The following is a 23,700-nucleotide window of genomic DNA, read 5'->3' on the forward strand; positions in this document are numbered from 1 at the left end:
TTCAAAACCTCCCGAAGCCTTTAAATTTATTCATTTCGGGGGTAGACCTCAGAGCAAAGGAATTGCTAAGATAATCAGCATTATAAGATTAATTGTCCATAATTGTTATCTATGCAACTTGCTTCCCAAAACGATGTTCAGGTTGAGTCTACTCCGCCGACTCAGGCAGAAACCATTATCTTAGATGTAGGTGGAATGAAATGTGCTGGCTGTGTCAACGCCGTTGAACGTCAGCTAACCCAACAAACGGGGGTACTTTCCGCCCGGGTTAATTTAGCGACTGAAGTGGCAACCGTTGAATGTCAAGTTGATCGCGTCAATGCAGAAGAATTAGCCCAAAAATTAACAGCAACAGGGTTTCCGTCTCAACCTCGGAGTGGGAGTAGCAAACGTGCCGAAGCGAGTGCAAGTTTAGCAGAACGTCACCGCCAAGAAGTTCGCCAACAAATTCGTCGAGTCATCACTTGTGGCTTATTAATTTTACTCTCCGGTTTAGGGCATTTACACCATTTTGGGTTCGGACATTTACCGATTTTAAATAATATTTGGTTTCACTGGGGGTTAGCAACGATCGCGTTATTATTTCCCGGTCGGTCTATTATTATAGATGGGATGAGGAGTCTGCTGAGAAATGCGCCGAATATGAATACGCTTGTCGGGTTGGGAACATTAACCGCTTATACAACCAGTTTTGTCGCGTTGTTGTTTCCGCAACTGGGTTGGGAATGTTTCTTTGATGAACCTGTGATGTTGTTAGGGTTTATATTGTTAGGGAAAACATTAGAACAACAAGCCAGACATCGGGCGACAAATGCGCTGCAATCTTTAATCGCTCTACAGCCAACAATAGCCCGTTTAATTCCGCCACCGCAACCGGAACAAGAGCAAAATATTGCCCAAGCGGTTGAAATTCCCGCCGAACAAGTCAGAGTTGGGGAATGGTTACAAGTCTTACCGGGGGAGAAAATTCCCGTTGATGGCGAGATATTTTCCGGGAAAACAACGGTGAATGAATCGATGTTAACAGGTGAGTCTATGCCTGTAGTGAAACAAGTGGGAGATTTCGTTTCAGCCGGAACAATAAATCAGTCGGGTGCGATGATTATTCAAGCCACTCGTACCGCAGAAGAAACAACTTTAGCTCAGATTGTGAGTTTAGTTGAAAATGCCCAAACTCGTAAAGCCCCTATTCAAAATTTAGCGGATCAAGTAGCGGGATATTTTACTTATGGGGTGATGAGTTTGGCGGCGTTAACGTTTCTATTTTGGTACGGAATAGGCACGAAAATATGGCCCGATGTGATTAACTTTGGCGCGTCAGAAATGGCAACTCAAGCTCCACTATTATTAAGCATGAAATTAGCGATTGCGGTTTTAGTGATTGCTTGTCCTTGTGCGTTGGGTTTAGCAACGCCGACTGCTATTTTAGTCGGTTCGAGTATCGGTGCGGAACGAGGATTATTAATTAAAGGCGGCGATATTTTAGAACGGGTTCATCAACTCGATACGATTGTTTTTGATAAGACGGGAACTCTGACAACAGGTCATCCAACGGTAACAGATTGTTTAGCGATCGGTGATCAAAATTCAGATCATATATTACAACTTGCTGCTACCGTTGAACAAGGTTCAAGTCATCCGATCGCTAAAGCGATAATTAACCAAGCCAAACACCAACAATTATCTCTCCTCCCCGCAGAAGATTTTCAAACCGAAGCAGGTTTAGGAGTTTCTGCAAATGTGAACAATCAACGAGTTTGGGTGGGAAACAAATCGGGGTTATCTCAGCAAGGAATTGAGTTTCTTGAAAATACTCCCGATGTTGCTGGAAAAACGGCGGTTTATGTGGCGCTTGAGAAACAGTTAGTTGGTTTAATTGGCGTCAGTGATCCTTTAAAAGAGGATGCCAAATCGACGGTCAAACAGTTGCAAAAAATGGGATTACGAGTTATAATATTAACAGGCGATCGCTGTGATGTTGCTACCTCTATTGCTGAACAATTGGGTTTAGAACCCGAAAATGTCTTGGCAGAAGTGCGACCGGATGGTAAGGTAAAAGCGATTACTGATTTACAACAGCAAGGTCAGCGAGTCGCAATGGTCGGTGATGGGATTAATGATGCGCCTGCACTCGCTCAAGCCGATGTGGGAATTGGCTTACATACGGGAACCGATGTGGCGATGGAAACGGCTGATATTGTATTGATGAGAGACTCGCTGATGGATGTGGTTGAGTCTATTCGTTTGAGTCGTTCAACCTTTAATAAAATTCGCCAAAATCTGTTCTGGGCGTTTGGTTATAATACGTTAGGAATTCCGGTAGCTGCGGGTTTGCTATTACCGAGTTTGGGGATTATTCTCAGTCCGGCTGCTGCGGGAGCATTGATGGCGTTTAGTTCGGTGAGTGTTGTGACAAATTCGCTCTTATTGCGGCGTAAATTTTCCTGATATTGAAGTGAGTTTGTTAACCCCTTCTTCTAGAGATTATAGCACAGAAGGGGCTTGATTTCAAGATTAACGTTGTTTTTGTGGAAATAGAATACCGAAACCAAACACTGCAATTAAACCGAATAAAGTAGCGGGTTCGGGGATCGGTTTAGCTACCCAAGTTCCCGATGAATACACTTTATAATAACCGTATTCAGCCTCATCAAAATCTTCGTTGAAGAAATCGTAACTTAAAGCATGAGTCCAAGTTCCCGATCCTTGGGTGCCATTCATTCTGAGGAAATATTCTGCAAAGTAGGGATCGCCAAAAAACCAAGAATCATTACTTTGGAAGATTCCATAGCGAGAAATCGTTGCATTATTGGGTGATTTGGTTTCTTCATCCCACCAATAATAACCCGCAGAATCTCCTAAACTCCAGTTATATTCTGGCAGATTGGCGTTGAAGCTGTCAAGCCCCGTTTGAACGTAGAAACCATCATCAGTATAAAAGTTGTCTGGTACAAAACTCTCCGTATCGAGATCGTAGCTAAAACTTCCTTTTCCGACTAACTCTCCTGAGTCACCAAAAAAGTCAATTTGCCATTTTTTAATATTAGTCGCTTGCGAGGGTTCTATGGCGATCGCACTGCATACACAAGCAATGCTAACTGTTGTCAGGGTGAGTTGAGAAATATAGTTTTTATTCATTTTTTGATATTGTCATAGCGTTAAAACAGGTTGTTTCTAAAATACATCGCATCTTTCCTCCTTGATCGTAATAACCGGAGACTTTATCAACTCTTTACAGCATTCCTTCACAAAAGAGGAGTGAATGTAAAGCCATCACCCCTCCTGTTAATTTTTATCAACAATCAACCCTGAGTTTAGATTGATATTTTAAGATAGATCTACAATGCAATACTTTCTAAAAGTTCCCATTCACGGTTATCAATAATCAGCTTACTAATATAATCAAACATCTGACGACAGTGGTTATTCACTTTTAAGGGGAGTTCTTCATTTTTGATCACGAGTGTCATTTTGGTTTCTGAGTCGGTAGAAGTCGCCGTGTCAAATACAACCTCAACGGTGACTAATTGAGGAACGGGAACTCGTCCAATCACTTCTCGACAAATAATTGAACTCGGGGTTTCATACATCATGTCTAAATTACAAGTTTCTAATATCTCAATTAACATCAGTCGTAACTCTTCAATGGGAGTAGCAATCACGAAAAAACCAGTGTAGCGAGCCATACAAAACTCCAGACTTTTTTAACAATAAACAAATGGATTCAGTGGGATTAACCTTGTCAAAAGGCTTGCTCTAAATTGAGAGTGAGGAACTTTTTTTCATCTCGTTAAATTCTGATCATCAGGTGAAAGGGTTTCAGCTAGCTCGTTGGATATAAAATGATATTAGCCAGTTAATGCGAAACTTTTTATGTCCTAACAAAGTTGAGTAAATAACTTACTCTAGCTCTGTCTCACCGATTGAAAGTTTGAGCTTTACTGCTTTGCGGCTAGGCTACTAGAATTGTTCTTCAAATCATTTCTCCCAATATCAGAGAATTTTTTTTCAAATCTCCAAAGATGAATGATTTGATCCCCACAGAGGTTGGACAGATGCCTCCCTTAACCCTCAAAAATCTTGATCACTCTATCAATCCGTCTGCAAAATCTATTGTGTGAATTATATCAAAGTCTAGCCGTTTTCTTCTGTGGGTCAGGTAAAATAGCTAGCTTAGATTTAAACAGGGTGAGCGAGTTATACTAGAGGACAACAAAAACAAGTATCAAGAAGGCCTTGAACCTGAGAAAATAACTTCAGGTTTAGCAAAAACAGTCAATGGACGGAAAATTAATTGTATTTGAAGGGATCGAAGGTGGCGGGAAAACAACCCAGATCCAACAAACTTGTGATTGGTTGCGTGATCAACTGGGATCATCTGCACCTGCTATCCTGACAACGAAGGAACCAGGAGGAACGGCTTTAGGGCGATCGCTGCGGAAAATTCTACTCGATAGCCGTCTCGAAGAACCCATCGCCTCGCAAGCTGAATTGTTGCTGTTTGCAGCCGATCGCGCCCAACACGTGGAAACCTTTCTTAAACCCCATCTCGAACAAGGCGCAATTATCCTCTGCGATCGCTTTACCGATTCTACCATCGCCTATCAAGGTTATGGTCGGGGTTTGGATCAAGATTTAATTGTACAACTCAATCAGATTGCGACAGGAGGTTTACAAAGTGATTTAACCTTGTGGTTCGATCTCGAGGTTGAAAAAGGGCTAGCGCGTACTCAAACCCGAGGTGAGATGGATCGGATGGAACAAGCAGATTTAGCGTTTCATCAACGAGTTAATCAAGGGTTTTGTGAATTGGCCTCTCAAGCAGGCGATCGCATCATCCGCATTGATGCCCATCTTAGTTTAGAACAAGTCAGCGAAAAAATCCAGAGGGTTTTGAGTAAACACTTAAAACAATGGGGCTTTCTCCTAAAATCATGACTTCAGAAAATGCCTTTTCTCCTCTAATCTCCCAAAAAAAAGCGGTTGAGTTGCTAACTCAAACAGTTCTCCAAAATCGCATTGCACCCGCTTACTTATTTGTCGGAAGTTCAGGAATTGGGAGGAGTTTAGCGGCTCGTTGTTTTATAGAGTTTTTATTTTGTCAGACGAGTACAAAACCCCTCAATTCTCAACAGCTAAGACATCGCATTCATCTGGGAAATCATCCCGATTTACTCTGGGTTGAACCGACTTATTTACATCAAGGAAAACGTTTATCCGCCCAAGAAGCAGCAGAAGCTGGAATCAAACGTCGTTCCCCGCCTCAAATTCGCTTAGAACAAGTTCGAGAAATCGGTCAATTTTTGAGTCGTCCTCCCTTAGAAGCCAGTCGTTTAATTGTGGTATTAGATCAAGCGGAAACAATGGCAGAATCAGCCGCTAATGGGTTACTCAAAACCCTAGAAGAACCCGGAAATGCTACAATAATTTTAATCGCCCCAGGAGTCGATTCATTGTTATCAACCTTAGTCTCCCGTTGTGCAAAAATCCCCTTTTATCGGTTAGATGAACAAGCCATGACGCAGGTGTTAAAAACCGAGGGACAGGAAGAAATCTTATCTCATCCTGAAATCATAGCCATGTCTCAAGGAAGTCCGGGGGAAGCAATCGTTTGTTGGCAACAATTACAAGCGATGTCACCGGAGTTTTTAGACAGCGTTAAACAACCGCCTAAAACTCTCTATGATGCTTTGATTTTAGCGAAAGAAATCAGCCAGACATTAGAGATAGAAGCACAACTTTGGTTAATAGATTATTTACAACATTGTTATTGGCAACAGCAACAAAAAACCGGAAAAATTCATCCTTTATTGTTCCAAAAGTTAGAAAAAGCGCGACAATCTTTGCTCAGTTTTGTCCAACCCCGATTAGTTTGGGAATGCACATTTTTGGCTTTTTGTCAAACTTAGGAAAGGGTGCCGCAGCCGAGGCGGTTATAGTAGGTCTTTAAATTTATCGTTCTTCTGCGGGGGGAGTAAAGCGAATTTCAATCCGGCGTCGGTTGGGATCTTCTTGTCGATTGGGTGGTGCATAGTTTCCCGATGTATCATAGAGTTGCGCCGCAGAATAGGCTTTAAATTTTAAGCCTAATGCTTGCAATTCTTGATTATCTTGCAGTTTTTTAACGACTGCTAACGCTCGCATTAACCCTAAGTCAGCATTAGAACCCGGTATTAATTGATTGAAAGATTCATTTCCCTGAATAATTTGTTCTAAGTTCCCGTCTAAATTGCTATAATTTCCACTATTAATTTGACCATCTGTATGTCCGATCACCTCAATAAGATATCCTTGATAATCTTGAGAAAGTGTTTTGATTTGTGCAATTAACTCGTTTTCAACAAATTGATTCAACGGTTCGGATAATTCGGCACTTCCTGACTCAAATCTGCGTTCAGTCGAATCTCTTAAAACAATAATTGGTGGAGATTTTAAGCGTTCTATTTCTTGATTCAGTTGGGTAATGCGGCTACTGCGTTGCTGTAATTCGCCTCTCATTCGGGCGATTTCTCCTTCTAAGTTATTCACCCGATTTGAACGTTGTTGTAATTCCCGTTCAAGCTGTTCGGAACGAGAGGCGTTGGCTTCAGAAACCGATTGCACAAAAACCGATTTAATAATGGCTAAAATTAAAAATAAACTCAAAATCATAAAAGCGTTTGACATTAAATCGGTAAATGCTGGCCAAACATTTAATTCTTCTTCTTCTGTTTTGAAACGAGAATGACGCATTTGAAATTTTCCTCATTGATTTTATATTTTGAAGTTTTAACAGCCTTATGGGGTATAAATCCCCAACCAATTGATTCTGACTCCTGACTCCTGTCTCCTGACTCCTTCTTCAACTTAAATTCACAGTTTAGGATTGTTAGTGGTAGAATGAATTGTCCCTTGAGTGAGGCGATCGCCCAGTTTATCAAGTCCTGAACGAAGCGTTTCTGTATACCGTTCAATTGCAGTTACCAGTTTAGTTAACTCACTTTGAATGTCTTCTAAACTTTCGGTGCGTGTTACCATTCGTCGTTGTAAAATATCTAAAGTATTCATCGCCAGTTGGAAGCCTTGAGTCGCATTTTGAAGCTGTTGAGTCATCTCTCCTAAAGACTGTTGATTGATGCGGTGAACTTCCATTAACTCTTGGGAGGTTTGAGAACTTTGATTCATTTGTTCCCCAAATTTTATCAACCGTTTGCTATAATTTTGTAGCTCAATCATCGCTACATCAACGGATTGAACAGAAGCGGCTAAACTGGTAGCAGACTGAGAAAAACCGCGTTGAGTATTTGCCAGATTTGTGCTTGCACTCGAAAGAGTTTGGGGAAACTGGCTGCGTTCAAAGACTTGTGCAGCTTCCATAAACCGATCTGTTGTCTGTTGAAAATTCTGGGAACTTTGAATCACTTGATTAGAGGCTTCTATTAATCGACTATAGACTTGTTCTGAGAGTTGATTAGTTTTGATTTGTGCGGCGGAAACTTCTTGAATTTTGTCTTGCAGTGCGGATTCTATAGACGTTTGAATACTGCGACTAAATTGATGTAAAAACTGCTCAAAAGTATTGACCATTCCCTGAACAACTCTATCGAGATGGGTTTCTCCTTTGAGACTCGGTTGGTAGATATTATCGAGATAATCTTCTAACGCACTCAACAGTTTATTTTTAGCTAAATTTGTATTAAACATAAAATTAACAATCGTCAGAAAGGCACTAAATAAAATAGCCGTTAAACTGGTAATAAAAGCAATTCCCATCCCTTGTAGCGGTTGTTGAATTTCTTGTAATAAACTGGTAATATCCGTTCCACTGGTTGCACTCACTGCTTGACTCAAAGCCGCTAAATTTATCGTAATTCCGACAAAGGTTCCTAATAATCCAAACGATAATAATAAATTGGGTAAAATCCGAGTGAAATGGTCAACTTGTTCGCAGGAAATGAAGAAAACGCGCTCTAAACTGTAAATATGATCAATTAATGCACCTGTATTCACCTGTTCTAACTCGCGTCTGGCTTGTGCTAAACGGCTTTCTAACTCCTGTACCAATCTGGGTTTACTTCCTGAAACTTTCCCGTAAATTAATCGCCAAACTTGATTTCCTTGACTGGTCAGATAATAGTGAAGTACCATTCGTAAGAAGACCGAAACGATAGCGGGAACAATCACTAAAGCAACAATCAGGATAATTAAATAATCCGGGATGATAGACAACATGGCAATGACGGTGAGATGGGGTCAGCCGTAGAGGCTATATTCTATTGTAATCATCGTAAAATCTCACTCAGGAGATTGTCAGCAAATTAATAACGTCCGACAATTTTTAACCCATCTTTGAAATGAGCAACTGTGGTTACAACGGCGACACAAAAGTAAAAAATACGAATTCCCCAAAAACAAATTCCCATTAACCAAGTGACAACGGTTGGCGGAATACCACTGACTTTTACAAATCTAGAGTTGACTTGTTTTTCCAGTTTGGTTAAATCTTCCATTTGAGAAGCTTTCGTCGGAATCATGGGAAACTGACCCGTGTAGAGATAAAATCCAAATACACCCGGATGATTCACCCGACTTTCTAAAAAAGAGTCTCCTAGACTAATCGCAGCACTTTGGGAAATTTGATCTTCTGTAGAAATATCTTCAATCCACAGATTGTATCTAACATATTGAGGAATCGCTAAAATCAGAGGAACAAGAATCACTAAAAATGCAGCACTAATTTTTCGACCCGCCTGAGAAGGAAGTAAAGCCGTCGCTAAACCAAACCCCATCCCGACAACCGCAAAAACCAATAAATTTAACAAATCGATTAGCTCTAGTCCTCGGAGTAAATCACCAAATATAAAGATGGGATATAAATATCGATGAGCTAAAGTGAGTGCAATAATTTTAATGGCAATTGCAATCCCAAATAGAATCGCTCCACAAGCCACATAGCCTAAAGCACTAATGATGTATAGACCGACACGCCCTAGTTGGTGAATCAACTGCATGGAACTACGAGCGAATTGAGGATTTAGAGGAGGAATGAGAAAATTCTAGTTGGGTTGATTGAACGATTTGCAGGATTTGATCTCGTTCGGGAAACGCTTCACCCTCAACACTGAGCCAAAGCAGGTATTCAATGTTACCTGCGGGGCCTTGGAGGGGTGATCCGGTTAAACCCCGGTATTTCCATCCGAGTGTTTCTGCTGCACAATTGACTTCAAAAATGGCATTGGCTTGATCAACCGGATCACGCACAACTCCCTTTTTGCCAACTCGTCCCTTCCCGACTTCAAATTGGGGCTTGACTAACAGTACGCTTTCACAAGGCGGTTGCAGAAGATGCCAGAGGGCGGGAAGAATCTTGGTTAAAGAAATAAAGGACACATCAACAACTGCCAAATCCGCGTAGCTTTTCTTAGTATCTAGTTCGATGGGATTTTCCGCAAGGGGAGAAACAGATAAATCACCAGCATTATACAATTGCTCAGGAGTCAGATAGCGTAGATTCGTGCGTTCTAGCAGAATAACTCGCGGATCATTACGCAGCCCCCAGTCTACCTGCCCATAACCGACATCAATCCCATAAACCTGCTTGGCGCCTGCTTGTAGAAGACAGTCTGTAAAGCCTCCCGTCGAGATACCGCCATCAATACAGATGCGTCCGGCAACGTTGAGTTGAAAATAATCTATTGCTTTGCTGAGTTTTTCTCCGCCCCGAGACACAAAAGGCGATCGGTGTTTAACTTGGATCTGGGCTTGGGTGTCTATCTCAGTACCAGGCTTGTCAATCACCTGCTGATTAACCATCACCTCTCCAGCCCGAATCAAGCGCTGGGCCAAGTGTCGGGAAGAACACAAGTTGCGTTCAATCAAGAGGGTATCGAGCCGTTGTTTTGCCAAGAGAGGGGTTTGAGAGAGATTTCTAAGAATTAACCTGATTGATTCTACCACATTGACACTCCCCCGTTAAATCAAAGATTATAACGGGGGATTCTTGCTTCACTGACTTTTAACTAGATCAAACAAAGTTAATTGTTTAACCCCCGCCAGATCGTCTCCACAAGCCTTTTGAATCACGGACTGCCCGACCGCAATTTTTCCTCTGTATTTAATTACCTTTGCGCTGGCGGTATCGCGGTTTTCAATGTGACCGCAAAACTGACAATCATGCAAGGGTTGATCCAAACTTTTCTTACCTGTAATTTCATGGCAATTTGGACAGTCTTGAGACGTTCCATTTTGAGCAACTTTTAGATAAACCTTATTCCTTTTCCAGCAGATATAAGGCAGAATCTCGTTGATAAATTGCCCAATATCTGATTCAAGAGACCGTTTACGAACAATCCCTTGACTCCAAGAATTAAAGTTAATATCTTCCACAAAAATATTGTCCGCCAAATCACAAAGATAATGAGCTAACTTGAAATGCCAATCACGGCGAGTATTAGCTACAGATTCATGTAACCGAGCTATCTTTTTTTGGAGTTTTAACCAATTATTTTAGCCTTTGACCTTATGTTTTAAGCGTCTTTGTAGCAATTTAAGCTGACTCTGTACTTCCAACAAAAATCGCGGGGCTTTGATTAATTCTCCTAAGCTAGTAGCAACAAAACTTTCTATTCCTGCATCGATCCCTAAACTATTTCTACCTACGACGGGTTCGGGACATTGTTCTGGGCATTGAAAGGAAATCATCAAGTAATACCCACTTGCTTTTGTGACAATACGAGCTTGTTTAGCCTCAAAGCCAGTTGGATACTCCGCTATGACCAATCACAAATAGGGGTGAGCAAAAATTCACCCCCAATCATTGGTTATCAAATGATTGAACCCAAGTAATTAACCCTAGAAATAGTCTCTAGATATCGGTTTCAGCCAATTCACGGATCAGGTGATCGAAAGGCCGATCAATGTATTCACCCGTGGGAACGCCAGCAGCAGCGATTTGTTCACGAACAATACCCTGAAGAATGCCAATACCGACAACAGTCGGGCCAATAGGAACACTGAGAGAATTATAAGTTTCCCGTAAGCCTTGTAAAACCCGCTCATCGAGAACATCGGTATCCCCAGCGACCATCGCGTAAGTGGCATAGCGCAGATAATAATCCATATCGCGCAAGCAAGCCGCATAACGACGAGTCGTGTAGGCATTACCACCCGGACGAATTAGTTCAGGAATTTCCGCAAACAACTGAGAACCCGCCTGCTTGACTATTGCGGCTGCGTTACTATTAATCACGGCAGCAGCTTGAACCCGTGCGGTACCCGTCTGAAAGTAGGATTTTAACTGATCAATGGCATCTCGGTCTAAATACCGTCCTGTCAGGTCGTAATTTTTAATCAGGCTCGTTACTGCGTCCCGCATGAAAATAATCTCCTTATCATATCTTTCAATTATTCTGAGCCATGTCGTGTTATAGTGTAATGCTTGATACAAAACTTAATCAATCTGAGTCACTATGATCAGCCAGATGCTTGGTTGAGAAGATCTGCTGAGCGCCTCAGATCGCAGACAATATGGAGATCCCTATGCCCGAAACAGCGCAAGACGTCTTGAGTATGATTCAAGACCAGAATATAAAAATGATCGACCTTAAGTTTATTGATATGCCAGGAATCTGGCAGCACTTAACGGTCTACTACGATCAGATTGACGAGAGTTCCTTTACAGACGGCGTTCCCTTCGATGGTTCCAGTATTCGGGGATGGAAGGCGATTAACGAATCGGACATGATGATGGTGCTTGATCCCAAGACGGCTTGGATCGATCCGTTCATGGCCGAACCCACACTGAGTATCATTTGTAGCATCAAAGAACCCCGTACAGGTGAATGGTATAGCCGTTGTCCTCGGGTGATTGCTCAAAAGGCCATCGACTATCTCGTTTCCACGGGCTTAGGAGATACGGCCTACTTAGGGCCTGAAGCGGAGTTCTTTGTGTTTGATGATGTTCGCTTTGATCAAACCCAACATTCCGGCTACTACTATGTAGACTCGATTGAAGGTCGCTGGAATTCCGGCAGAGAAGAACCCGGTGGAAACTTAGGCTACAAACCCCGTTATAAAGAGGGCTATTTCCCCGTCGCGCCTACCGACACCATGCAGGATATGCGGACGGAAATGCTGCTGGTTATGGCCGAGTGTGGCGTTCCGATTGAAAAGCATCACCATGAGGTGGCAACGGGAGGGCAAAATGAATTAGGGTTCCGCTTTGGAACTCTAATTGAAGCGGCTGATAACTTAATGATTTATAAATATGTCATTAAGAATGTGGCTAAAAAATATGGCAAAACGGTAACGTTTATGCCCAAGCCCATCTTTAATGACAACGGTTCAGGGATGCACTGTCACCAGTCGATCTGGAAAGACGGTCAGCCTCTGTTTGCGGGCGATAAATACGCAGGTTTCAGCGAAATGGGCTTGCATTATATCGGCGGTATCCTGCATCATGCTCCGGCGTTACTGGCCTTAACAAACCCGACAACCAACTCTTACAAACGCTTGGTTCCGGGTTTTGAGGCGCCTGTAAACTTAGCCTATTCTCAGGGTAATCGTTCCGCTTCTGTTCGGATTCCTCTGTCGGGTAGCAATCCCAAAGCCAAGCGGCTTGAATTCCGTTGTCCTGATGCGACAGCTAACCCTTATCTGGCGTTTGCGGCGATGCTGTGTGCAGGGATAGATGGCATCAAAAACAAAATGGACCCCGGCGAACCCCTGGATGTAGACATCTACGACTTGTCTCCTGAAGAGTTACGCAAGATTCCTTCTACTCCGGGTTCCTTGGAACTGGCTCTAGAAGCTTTAGAAAATGACCACGCTTTCTTAACGGAATCCGGGGTCTTTAGCGAAGACTTCATCGCTAACTGGATTTCCTACAAACTCGATAACGAGGTTAACCCGATGCGGTTACGTCCTCACCCCTACGAGTTTGCCCTCTACTATGATGTCTAAGGTTTTGAGCTAATTTGACTCTTGAGATTTCACTCGCCACCCTCTGGGGTGGCTATTTTATTGGGAATTAGGGCAAGAGGCAATCTTGCAAGAGGCAAGAGGCAACAGGCAAGAGGCAAAAGGCAATCTTGCAAGAGGCAAAAGGCAATCTTGCAAGAGGCAAGAGGCAATCTTGCAAGAGGCGGGAAAAGCGGGGGGAGCGGGGGAAGCAGGGGAGAAACTGGTCACTGGTCACTGGTCACTGTTAACTGGTCACTGTTAACTGGTCACTGGTCACTGGTCACTGATAACTGTCTTCACTGGTCACTGGTAACTGGTCACTGGTCACTGGTCACTGGTCACTGTTAACTGGTCACTGGTAACTGGTCACTGGTCACTGGTCACTGGTCACTGGTAACTGGTCACTGATGACTGGTCACTGATTACGGAAAATCCATCCCTAAGAGCGTTGCTATTTTGAGGGAAAGTTCACAATAATTAACAATGTGATCTTGCAATTCATTTCATTAATTCACAGATTGTCCATGACTGATCCGTTAACAAAACTCACCTACCAGGCTTTTCAGAAAGGGAAAAGTTACTTTGGTTTAGCTCACAAAACCCTTAGCACCCAACTGTTAAACTGGGTTCTTCCTCCCACACCCGAACGCAAACCCCAATCCCTCAGTCCAGAAACACTGATCACCCTTCAAGGCTGGCTGGATAAAATCATCGAAACAGACTGGCAGGATGCTCAACGGGGAGTTTATCCTGAATCTCTCCTGTTTGAGAACCAATGGGAAGACTTTTTTAGCTACTACCCAACCGTTTGGTTTGACTTGTTGACGATTCAACAACGGGCTAACCAAAAACGCTATCAGGAATTTGCACCGGATATCGATACGGAAGGCTACCCCAAATATTATCTGCAAAATTTCCATCATCAAACCGATGGTTATCTCAGCGAGATGTCTGCCAACCTTTACGATGTACAGGTAGACATTCTGTTTAGTGGTTCGACTGATGCAATGCGGCGTCGGGTATTAACACCTCTCAAACAAAGCCTAGAAACCACGTTTAACGCGGTTCTCCCTAAACAAATTCGGGTTTTGGATGTCGCTTGTGGGACAGGTCGAACGCTCAAATCTATTCGGGCTAGCCTTCCCAAAGCTTCTTTATACGGGATAGACCTTTCACCCACCTATTTACGCAAAGCCAACCAACTGTTATCTGAAATTCCCGGAGAATTACCCCAACTGGTTCAGGGAAATGGCGAGGAACTGCCCTATTTGGATAATTACTTTCACGGGATAACCTCGGTGTTTTTGTTCCACGAACTGCCCCCAGAAGCCCGTCAAAGGGTGATTGATGAATGTTTCCGAGTGATTCAACCGGGCGGGGTGTTCGTGATTTGTGACTCCATGCAAGCGAGCGATTTTCCCGAAATGAAAACCATGATGGAGAATTTCCCCGTGATGTTCCATGAACCCTACTACCGTCACTACACAACGGATAATCTGATTGAACGTTTAGAAAAAGCAGGCTTCGAGAAGATTACCACTGAAAATCATTTTGTCAGCAAATACTGGATTGCTCACAAACCTGTTGAAGCTTAACCTCGGCTGACTGTAGAGATGTTCCTCTAAAAGATATTTTGGGGGAATCTCTCTACCCAGAGGAGGCAACAGACAAGATAATATGGGTGCAGACCTGCTATTAAAATCAGAGGAAATGACGGATGAGTAGCACCACACCAGAGAGTCTTGAATCTGTCTCTGAGGATTTCACTCAAGACAAAACAATTACCTACACAGAAGAAATTGAAACCGTGATCGCAGGTTTGGCCAAAGACCAGAAAGTTCTAGTCGGTCAAAGCGACGCGGGTCATCTGTGGAAGTTTCAGTATGGGAGTGCAGAAGTCTTTGTCCAGTTAACGGGAGACACAGAAGAAGACAGCCTAACGGTTTGGTCCCCTGTACTGACACTTCCCGCTAAAAATGAAGCAACATTAATGCGGGCGTTGTTGGAGATGAATTGGTTGTCTACTTATGAATCTCATTTTGCGATTACAAATAGCCAAATTGTGGTTCTTTCTAACCGAACTCTCGCCGGAATTACCCCGGCTGAAATTTCTCGGATTATTACCGTTGTCGCTACAATTGCCGATGATAACGATGATCACTTACAAGCAGAATTCGGACAATAAAATCTAACGATTGATCCGATTTTCCCTGTTTCCCTGATTCTGTTTCTATGTCCAACAACCGTTCGGTTTGGCGTTTCATCCCGTTGTTGAAGGCTTCTGGAAACCTTCAAATGGCGATTGATGCTTGGTTACTCACTCAACACAGTCAGGGGAAACATCCGCCCACCCTGCGGTTTTACACCTGGGAACCTGTGGCGATTTCACTGGGTTATCATCAACGCCATTGGCCGCCAACCTGGCAAAATTTAACGTGGCGAGGAAAACCTGTAGAATTGGTGCGCCGTCCAACGGGGGGGCGGGCTGTTTTACATCAAGGGGATTTAACCTATGGGGTTGTGACGTCGGGACTCTCTCAACGCCGCCTAGAAGCTTATCAAAGCCTCTGTCAATTTTTAATCGCAGGTTGGCGAACATTGGGTTTTGAACTTGATTACGGTTCAGCAGGACGGGGCTACATTCATAATCCCAATTGTTTCGCCACCGCTACGGGTGCAGATTTAATCTTATCGGATGGTTATAAATTAATTGGTAGCGCTCAACTGCGACGCAATGGTGCTATTTTACAACAGGGTTCTATGCGTTTGGAACCCGATGCTGAACTGCATCAACAGGTTTTTGGCGTTGAGTGTTTACCTTCTATTGTTCAACGGTTTAATTTGGGGTCAAGTTCAGCAGATTCTCAACTCTCCTCAATTGAGAATAGGATTATTGAGGCTTTAATTCAAGCTGCTTGTCACTGTTTTCAAATCGAGTTCAAGACTGAACCGCTTTCAGATGACGAATGGCAAGCGATTAAAGTCTATGCCAAAACCTTGCACCTGTGTCCCTAAACAAATCATCAATATCAATTCTTGCAAGAAGCAGGATTTTCTGTTATCTTAAATAGGGAAAGATTGCCTACACCCTAACAGGAATTAGGGCATAGACTCAGCAATCATAGGGGATAGCTAATTACGTTCACCACCTCAGACCGATCTGATCGAGGATTGCGCCTCGCCTTGGGGTGATAAAGAGAAGGAAGCGATAAAAACTTCTCAACGTATTGGCTAATGGTTATTTGTTGTACCGTCTTTTCACCTGTCAATTCGCTCTCCTTCGGTGAAAAGCAATGAGTCACAACGGCAAAACCCTCATCCGGTACAGTTGTCATTCACATTTACTAAGGTATCAGTCAAAGCGGTATCATTCCATCAGTCTGGAGGGATAAAACTGGACTCATTCATGGGATAGAGACGGATATTTCCTGTGATCAGTTATGCTTCCCGTTCTAATAGTAACGTTACAGGCCCGTCGTTTTGGATAGAGACTTGCATCATTGCACCAAACACCCCTGTTTCGACCTTTAAGCCACTTAAACGCAGCTTTTCAACAAATTTTTCATAAAGTTTTTTCGCGGCTTCTGGGGCGGCTGAACAGTCAAAAGATGGACGACGACCTTTGCGACAATCTCCATAAAGAGTAAACTGACTAATCACTAAAAGTTCACCTTCTATCTCTTGAACGGATTTTTCCCAGCGTCCAGTATCGCGATCAGGATCAGGAAATAACCGTAATTCTAAACATTTGCGAGTCATCCAGTCAAGTTCCGCTTCGGTATCGGTTTGGGCGATCGCAACCAGTAAATTTAATCCTTGACCAATTTGACCGACAATTTGACCATTGACTTCGACTTGAGAAGCGGTAACTCGTTGGATAATGACTCGCATTTTGTTAACCCGAATTAGACTTAGATCAGTAGGGCGCATCAAATTTGACTAATTTTTTCCCGAAATCAGGAGATTGATAGTTTGATGCACCCTACTATACATCGAACAATAATTGAGAAACTAAGAATTTCCAAACCCTTTTCCACGTTTTTCAACTGGGAACGTTAAACACTTTTCAAGTTGCGATCGCAACGTTTCGTGATCAAGATTTTGACCAATTAATACCAATTGATTTTTCTTCTCGCCTTTCCACTCAGAATCATCAATTGAAAAACGCTTTCCACTCAAATGGAAAATATGACGTTTTGGACTTTCATCAAACCACATAATTCCTTTCGCTCGAAATACATTACTGGGAAGTTGGTTATCGAGGAAATATTGGAATTTTCGCAGAGACAACGGACGATCACTTTGAAAGGAAATAGAAGTAAAGCCATCATTTTCTAAGTGATCGGAATGGTGGTGATGTTCGTGATGTTCGTGATCATGATCATGGTGATGATGTTCGTGATCATGATGTTCGTGATCGTGATGTTCAGGTTCAAAATAGTGATCCGACTCAAACAAACCCACACTCAAAATTAAGGGTAAAGGAACTTGAGATTTACGGCTTCGCAGAATTCGTGCATCTCGTTTGATATCTCGAATTTTGACTTCTAAACTATCAACATCCGCCTCATCAACCAAGTCAGTCTTATTCAGAATAATAATATCACCGTAGGCAATTTGACTGTGAGCAGCTTGACTATTAAATAGATCTAAACTGTAGTTTGCACAGTCTACCAATGTCACAATAGAATCAAGGCGAGTCATATCTCGCAATTCCGTTCCCAAAAACGTTAACGCCACCGGAAGCGGATCAGCAAGTCCAGTGGTTTCTACCACCATATAATCCACTTTTTCTGGACGTTCTAGAACCTTGTAAACTGCGTTCACCAAATCTTCATTAATTGTACAGCAAACACAGCCATTGCTTAACTCAACCATTGTATTGTCTTCGTCGGTGGTAACGATGAGTTCATTATCAATTCCGATCTCTCCAAACTCATTGACTAATACGGCGGTTTTTACCCCTTCTTGATTTGAGAGAATGTGATTGAGTAAAGTCGTTTTCCCACTCCCCAAAAAACCTGTAATAATCGTAACAGGTAAACCCCGTTTGGGATCATTCATCATTGATTCAGCGTTGGAAGCAGCGATTGAAGTCATAGCAAACTGACCTGAACGAAAATATTGTATTCTTTAGTTTATCGTATTGTTTTGCTGAAAGTGGGGAGATCGAATTGATTCTTTAAGTTTTCCGTCTGATCTCCTCTGCTGACTGGATATCAACGGAGTAGCGTTGGCCTCGCTCATAAGGTTAGCACATCCATCAGGGAAAGAAGAAAAAAACACCCTCGACACACCAGACACAAAGAGGGAATTTTAATGTCTTTGTCGATCAACTTTTCTCAAAAACCCGGTAACTTTCACGCGCACTGGGTTTTTTATTGTCCTTAGACAATTATTGAAACAAAATATTAACGAGTTGATCAACAACTTGTTTCCAAGTAAACTGATTCGCTACAAATTGCGGCCCGGTATGATAAGCTTGAGTGCGGAAGGTGGAATTTTCAATCATCGCCTCCATCAAATTCAGTAAATGTTGGGTATTAGGTTCTAGGAAGAGTTTAATATCTCCATTTTTTTCGGTCATCATTTTAAATTTACTCTCTATTTTCCAAGCAAATTCTGGCTGAACAAAATCATCGGTAGATCCTCCATCTGTACAAATAACAGGTAAACCACAAGCCATTGCTTCTAATACGGGAAGATTAAACCCTTCCGCAGAATAGGGCGAAACATAAGCATCAGCCGCTTGATAAAGTTCCGCCATTTCTAAAGCGGATAAACTCTCACCAATATAATACATTCTCGATTTAATTCGCTCAATTTCTGCTTCGGTTAAAACATTTTTACTGGCTTGTTTAATGGATTCTTTAGAAGGAAAAATGGCATCTCTTCCCTTAAGCACTAAACGAATCTCTGAATATTTTTCAGTTAAAATCGCAAAGGCTTTTAATAACCGATCAATTCCTTGACGTTCATTCCACATCACGCCAATATTCAGGAAGACAAAAGCGTTATTCCATCCAAACCTTTGGCGTAAAGCTTGACGTTTTTCAGGTTTTAATGGATAATAAATATTAGGTTCAATCCCCAAAGGAACAACAACAACTCGTTCAGAAACAGCACCACTATTCAGAAATCCTTGTTTTGACCAATGAGAAGAGGTAATAATAACCGTATCAGAGTTTTGATGGGCTTTTCGGAAGCAAGAAACTTTCATTCCTCTTAAAATGGATTGCGGAACAATTCCCCATTCTGTACATCCAAATACAAAGGTTTTTGGACTTCTAGAATTGCTTAAATTAAACGGACAATACACTCGGAAGGTGACATCTGCGGCTTGGTTTTCTATCCCTCGAGGAATTGTTTTTAAAGTCTGTTCAGCTTCGGGTGCTAATAATCCTTCAACGGCTTTCCAACTCTCACTCACATAGGGCATATCTTGATGGAAAAGTTCAATATTTTGTCGTTTATTGAGTTCTAATAATTGATAGCTATTAATTAAAGCATAGGAATGAGGAATAAAACGCCAACCTTCAATCAATAACGACTGGGTTTGTGTTGAGAGTTGAGGAATGGAGTCTCGAGGAACGGCATGAACAACGGTTGGGTTTTTTGCAACTTCTAACAGTTGATTAACCCTGTGTTTCCAGGTATAATTTTCTTCAACCCATTCAGGTAAAATTTCTCTCGCTTGCTGACGAATTTGCGGTTTTTCGATCACCGTTTTCATCAACTCAAGCAAATGTTCCCAGTCGGGATGTAGAAAGAAATGAATGCGTTGGTTGATGATACGAGTTCTAAATTTACTCTCGATTTTCAAGCTAAAATCAGAGTGAACAAAATCATCCGTCGCGCCACCTTTCGTACAAATAATGGGTAAACCTACAGCCATCGCTTCTAAAGCCGATAAATGAAATCCTGAAGCCACATAAGGACATACATAAACATCAGCCGCTTGATAGAGTTGTGCCATTTGTTGAAACGAAAAAGTCTCACCAATATAGGCAATATTCGGTTTAATCTTAGCGACTTCTGCCTCACTCAAAATACTCCGACTTGCCGTTAAAAGAGATTGTTTAGACGGATATAAAGCATCACATCCTTTTAAAACCAGTCGTGCATTGGGATAACATTCAACAAGGGAAACAAACGCTTTAAGAAGGGGACGAATTCCATTTCGATCTTCTTGGTGGCTGACATTTAAAAAAACAAAATAATCATCCCAGCCCAATTGTTGACGAAGGGTTTTTCGTTCGGGAGGAGTTAAAGGTTTATAAAGTTTAGAATCAACTCCCCAGGGAACAATTGCTATTTTACCTTGATCAAAACCATAACGAATCAATCCTTCTTTTGACCATTTTGAAGGCGTGACTATCGTTATATTTGAGTCGAGAGAAATCGGACTTTTCAAAGAGGTTAGAGTCAAACTTTCATCGAACACCGTTCCCCATTCCGCCATTGCAAAAACAAGAGTATGTGAAGCGTTAGACGGTTTTAAATTCAACGGTTCAGCCATTCTCAACAGAACATCTGGAGAGGGAAAAACCGCGTTGCTGAGTTGATCGAGATGTCGTTGATAGGGCGAGTCCCATAAATTCTCAACAGCCTGCCAATTCGGGTTCAAGTAAGGTAAATCTTGATAAGATAGCTGAAGTTCCTGTCGGTTCAGGATTTCCAGTAATTGAAATTGATTCGCGATCGCAATAGAATGAGGAAGGAAACGCCAGCCTTCAATATGAATTTGCATCGGTAAAGTGATCAAAAGTTCTCAACTAGATTCGGCTTAAATTTGCACAAATGGCAATCCTGGTTACATCATTTTACTCTAGGATTGTTCAACAAACAAGACCAGGAAGCCGTGAGAGAATAGAGATGAAGATTCAGTTTCACCTTGAAAAGATAGTCTGTTCTCGCTAAAATAAAAGAATTGAGTTGAAACATTTTATCTCATGTCCGGTTGAACAGTTATAAATAAACGACAGAGGAGTCAGGAGTCAGGAGACAGGAGTCAGGAGGAAATCAAGAAGAAAGAGGAGGATTATGAGAAAGTTTTTGATCACTAATTATCCGGACATGATATTAATTATAAACCTCAAAAAAAAATCAATAGATCATTTAATAATCAGCAGAAATAGGCTAAAATAAAACCAGATAGACGATCATTAATAATTCAAGTTAACCCCGTCAAAACCACCCAAAATGTACTCAAGTTTATCCGGCTTATTCCCAGTCGCAATCCTTAAAAAATCGCCAACGAAGCTTTAAGCTGTCCCCCGAAAAACCCCTTCAATCCTTGAGACTCGAGCCATGATCGATGATGAACGTCCATTAATTTCAGAGCGCCGCATTACCCTATCGCTGTCGAATCTGGTGGTAGTTTTATTAGCCGTCCTCATTTTAGTATTGCTGTGGCAGCTTCAAAGTTTAATTGTGCTGTTAATGATCTCAGTCGTTCTGGCCGCTTCAATTGTACCCATTGTAGATTGGGCAGAAGCCAAAAAACTCCCCCGTTGGTTAGCCGTTATTTTAGTGTATTTAACCCTAATTGCGGGATTAACCGGATTTGGTTTAATTGTCGGCCCCCGAGTCATTGACCAAATCAGCTTATTAGTAGGTCAGCTTCCCCTATTTTCCGAACGTATCGTTGATATTGCCAGTGGTTTAACGAGTCGGCTAGGCGAAGACACCCCCACCCTGATCGAAGAACTACTCGATACCCAATCTCTAACCAACTGGGCAATTCGTTCGAGTCAACAACTGCTTTTGCGATCCTACAGTATCACACGCGGTATCGTGGGCGGCGTTTTCAGCCTGATCATCGCCCTATTTGTCTCCGGCTACATGGTTGCCGATAGTAACACCTTAATCAAAAGCCTCGTGCAACTGTTTCCCTACCCCTGGAACGAACGACTCAACAGCCAAGTCGGACAAGTCAGCCGTCGCATGGGGGGATATATTCGCGGACGTCTACTCGTCTCGGCTATTTTAGGCATTGCCACGACAATGGGGTTAGGATTTTTAGGACTGGGAGAATTTGCACTCGGTTTAGGTGCGATCGCAGGCGTGACTAACCTCATCCCCTTTCTCGGGCCAATTCTCGGCGCCATTCCCGCCTTGATCGTTGCTTTAGCCCAAGGAGGATTTCTGTTTTTCTGGGTGCTGCTGTTATATGTGATCGTTCAAAACGTCGAAACCTACGTTCTTGATCCCTTATTAGTCGGAACCTCTGTCGGAGTTCATCCCCTGTTCCAACTTTTGTCTGTCTTAGGGGGTGTACAAGTGTTAGGAATTTTGGGGGCTTTAATTGTTCCGCCTTGGTTTGCAGGTGTCGCCGCCTTAGTCGAGAACCTCTATCTTAAGCCCAAAGAAGAACAAGAAAAGCTCAAAAAAGCCCAAGCCTTAACTCTGACAGCAGAAACACAGAGATAATGAACCTCGAACTTGTGCCTGAGAACGATAATATTAAAACCCATGAAATTGGAAACCTTTTTCTGGCATCCCCAAAACGGATGGTCAGTCAAAAAACTTCCCTCACTCGACTCTGAACACAGCTTAGTTTTTCTATTTGGTGCTTCTGAGTTTATCAACAATTCTCATCCCATTGACCAACTCACAAAAACCTATCCTCATTCTCATTTTATTGGCTGTTCAACCGCAGGAGAAATTTTTGACACCTGTTTGTTAGATGGAAGCCTCTCCGTTGGTATCGTGCAGTTTGAACACACTCAACTCAAAAGCGCCAGTTATCTACTCAATCCAAGCAATAATATCAGCAATCAGTCCTATAATGCAGGTCGAACCCTCGGCAAACAACTCAATCACCCCGACTTACAAGGCTTGTTTATCTTAGGAGATGGACTCCAAGTTAATGGTAGCGAACTGATACGCGGCTTGAATTCCATTATTAACCCTCGTTCTAAACCCTCTCGAAAGCTGACCATTACCGGAGGGTTAGCCGGAGATAACCATCAGTTTAAACAAACCTGGGTGCTAGCTGAAGGGATTCCCCGTAGTGGTGCAGTAGCAGGCGTTGGGTTTTATGGTAAACAAATCCAAATTGGCTTTGGTTGTCAAAGTGGATGGACAATTTTCGGGCCAGAACGCCGGGTAACTCGCTCTAAACACAATATTCTCTACGAACTCGATGGTAAACCCGCTCTGCAATTGTACAAAGACTATCTCGGTGAACAAGCCCGAGACTTACCCACCACCGCCTTATTTTTTCCCCTGGCTGTTCATACCCCATCCACCCGTAAAGCCACTGTACGAACCCTTGTCAGCCTCGATGAGCATACCCAGTCCATGTGCTTTAGCGGTAATATTCCCCAAGGCGCTCTCACCCAACTAATGCGCGGAAACTATGAAAGACTTGTTAATGGTGCCTTAGCTGCGGCTTTAGTGAGTCGTCACAACATTCAACGTCAATTTACACCCAGGAATGACGAACAAGGGTTTAAAGACTTCTACGCTGATCACAACGAACCCTCACTGGCGATCGCCATTAGTGGTTCAGGGCGTAGACTGGTTTTAGGCGAACGAACAGAAGAAGAACTAGAAGTTACACTAGAAGAGTTACCCGCCCACACTCAACAAATTGGCTTTTATTCCTATGGCGAATTTGCTCCCTACGGAGTGGAAACCATCTGTCAACTGCATAATCAAACAATGACTTTGACTATTATTCGAGAAAATCGAGATAGTCCTTCACTCGTTATCCGTTAACAGTCTTGTAGGGGCAATTCATCTTTTCTCTGGCAG

General features: G+C 42.5%; 21 protein-coding genes. 9 read left to right on the top strand and 12 right to left on the bottom strand.

Annotated elements, in window-relative coordinates; all coding sequences use genetic code 11:
• Nucleotides 1-111 precede the first annotated feature (111 nt).
• Nucleotides 112-2,448: a heavy metal translocating P-type ATPase gene (locus VB836_RS04580; protein WP_323218214.1), complete on the top strand. Its 2,337-nt coding sequence runs from the start codon at nt 112-114 to the stop codon at nt 2,446-2,448.
• Nucleotides 2,449-2,514: 66 nt separating this feature from the next.
• Here VB836_RS04580 and VB836_RS04585 read toward each other — a convergent pair whose 3' ends face one another.
• Nucleotides 2,515-3,138 (bottom strand): hypothetical protein, encoded by a 624-nt coding sequence (locus VB836_RS04585; RefSeq protein WP_323218215.1) that lies wholly within the window; start codon nt 3,136-3,138, stop codon nt 2,515-2,517.
• A 200-nt stretch (nt 3,139-3,338) separates the two neighbouring features.
• A complete protein-coding gene (locus VB836_RS04590; protein ID WP_046280588.1) occupies nt 3,339-3,686 on the bottom strand; it encodes a hypothetical protein in 348 nt (115 codons plus the stop codon).
• Nucleotides 3,687-4,278: 592 nt separating this feature from the next.
• Between VB836_RS04590 and tmk the strand changes: the two genes are divergently transcribed.
• Together tmk and holB are read left to right on the top strand one after the other, a co-directional pair.
• Complete coding sequence (gene tmk / locus VB836_RS04595; RefSeq protein ID WP_323218216.1) at nt 4,279-4,938, top strand: dTMP kinase; 660 nt, start codon at nt 4,279-4,281, stop codon at nt 4,936-4,938.
• Complete coding sequence (holB, locus tag VB836_RS04600) at nt 4,935-5,909, top strand: DNA polymerase III subunit delta' (protein ID WP_323218217.1); 975 nt, start codon at nt 4,935-4,937, stop codon at nt 5,907-5,909. The genes tmk and holB overlap by 4 nt, the downstream gene beginning before the upstream one ends.
• A 43-nt stretch (nt 5,910-5,952) precedes the next feature.
• Here holB and VB836_RS04605 read toward each other — a convergent pair whose 3' ends face one another.
• From VB836_RS04605 to apcB, 7 genes are all read right to left on the bottom strand, one after another.
• A complete protein-coding gene (locus VB836_RS04605; RefSeq protein WP_323218218.1) occupies nt 5,953-6,732 on the bottom strand; it encodes a hypothetical protein in 780 nt (259 codons plus the stop codon).
• Between the two features lie 120 nt (nt 6,733-6,852).
• Nucleotides 6,853-8,211: a hypothetical protein gene (locus VB836_RS04610; protein WP_323218219.1), complete on the bottom strand. Its 1,359-nt coding sequence runs from the start codon at nt 8,209-8,211 to the stop codon at nt 6,853-6,855.
• An 86-nt stretch (nt 8,212-8,297) separates the two neighbouring features.
• Nucleotides 8,298-8,990, bottom strand: coding sequence for a hypothetical protein (locus VB836_RS04615; protein ID WP_046281805.1), 693 nt, complete (start codon nt 8,988-8,990; stop codon nt 8,298-8,300).
• Between the two features lie 4 nt (nt 8,991-8,994).
• A complete protein-coding gene (locus tag VB836_RS04620; RefSeq protein WP_323218306.1) occupies nt 8,995-9,885 on the bottom strand; it encodes a TlyA family RNA methyltransferase in 891 nt (296 codons plus the stop codon).
• Nucleotides 9,886-9,984: 99 nt separating this feature from the next.
• Nucleotides 9,985-10,383: a zinc ribbon domain-containing protein gene (locus tag VB836_RS04625; protein WP_323218220.1), complete on the bottom strand. Its 399-nt coding sequence runs from the start codon at nt 10,381-10,383 to the stop codon at nt 9,985-9,987.
• Between the two features lie 102 nt (nt 10,384-10,485).
• Nucleotides 10,486-10,758, bottom strand: a complete 273-nt coding sequence (locus tag VB836_RS04630; protein ID WP_323218222.1) for a hypothetical protein — start codon at nt 10,756-10,758, stop codon at nt 10,486-10,488.
• Nucleotides 10,759-10,843: 85 nt separating this feature from the next.
• Complete coding sequence (gene apcB / locus VB836_RS04635) at nt 10,844-11,353, bottom strand: allophycocyanin subunit beta (protein WP_046279201.1); 510 nt, start codon at nt 11,351-11,353, stop codon at nt 10,844-10,846.
• Between the two features lie 164 nt (nt 11,354-11,517).
• Here apcB and glnA point away from each other — a divergent pair, with 164 nt between their 5' ends.
• The 4 genes from glnA to VB836_RS04655 all read left to right on the top strand — a co-directional run bounded on the left by glnA (nt 11,518) and on the right by VB836_RS04655 (nt 15,954).
• A complete protein-coding gene (gene glnA / locus VB836_RS04640; protein WP_323218223.1) occupies nt 11,518-12,939 on the top strand; it encodes a type I glutamate--ammonia ligase in 1,422 nt (473 codons plus the stop codon).
• Between the two features lie 524 nt (nt 12,940-13,463).
• A complete protein-coding gene (locus tag VB836_RS04645; RefSeq protein WP_323218224.1) occupies nt 13,464-14,534 on the top strand; it encodes a class I SAM-dependent methyltransferase in 1,071 nt (356 codons plus the stop codon).
• A 122-nt stretch (nt 14,535-14,656) separates the two neighbouring features.
• Complete coding sequence (locus tag VB836_RS04650; protein ID WP_323218226.1) at nt 14,657-15,124, top strand: YbjN domain-containing protein; 468 nt, start codon at nt 14,657-14,659, stop codon at nt 15,122-15,124.
• Between the two features lie 47 nt (nt 15,125-15,171).
• A complete protein-coding gene (locus VB836_RS04655) occupies nt 15,172-15,954 on the top strand; it encodes a lipoate--protein ligase family protein (RefSeq protein WP_323218228.1) in 783 nt (260 codons plus the stop codon).
• A 423-nt stretch (nt 15,955-16,377) separates the two neighbouring features.
• Here VB836_RS04655 and dtd read toward each other — a convergent pair whose 3' ends face one another.
• The 3 genes from dtd to VB836_RS04670 form a co-directional block, all read right to left on the bottom strand.
• Nucleotides 16,378-16,830, bottom strand: a complete 453-nt coding sequence (gene dtd, locus VB836_RS04660) for a D-aminoacyl-tRNA deacylase (protein WP_323218307.1) — start codon at nt 16,828-16,830, stop codon at nt 16,378-16,380.
• 120 nt (nt 16,831-16,950) lie between these two features.
• Nucleotides 16,951-18,039 carry a CobW family GTP-binding protein gene (locus VB836_RS04665; protein ID WP_323218229.1) on the bottom strand — a complete coding sequence of 363 codons (1,089 nt, stop codon included), beginning with the start codon at nt 18,037-18,039 and terminating at the stop codon, nt 16,951-16,953.
• A gap of 295 nt (nt 18,040-18,334) precedes the next feature.
• The gene (locus VB836_RS04670; protein ID WP_323218230.1) at nt 18,335-20,689 is read right to left on the bottom strand and encodes a glycosyltransferase family 4 protein; all 2,355 of its coding nucleotides are present in this window, start codon (nt 20,687-20,689) and stop codon (nt 18,335-18,337) included.
• 560 nt (nt 20,690-21,249) lie between these two features.
• On the opposite strand from VB836_RS04670, the gene VB836_RS04675 reads away from it, so the two are divergent.
• A complete protein-coding gene (locus VB836_RS04675) occupies nt 21,250-22,371 on the top strand; it encodes an AI-2E family transporter (protein WP_323218231.1) in 1,122 nt (373 codons plus the stop codon).
• Nucleotides 22,372-22,413: 42 nt separating this feature from the next.
• Nucleotides 22,414-23,664 (top strand): FIST signal transduction protein, encoded by a 1,251-nt coding sequence (locus VB836_RS04680; RefSeq protein WP_323218232.1) that lies wholly within the window; start codon nt 22,414-22,416, stop codon nt 23,662-23,664.
• Nucleotides 23,665-23,700: the final 36 nt, after the last annotated feature.

It is taken from the genome of Limnoraphis robusta BA-68 BA1 (assembly GCF_034932365.1).
GTDB classification, from domain to species: domain Bacteria; phylum Cyanobacteriota; class Cyanobacteriia; order Cyanobacteriales; family Microcoleaceae; genus Capilliphycus; species Capilliphycus robustus.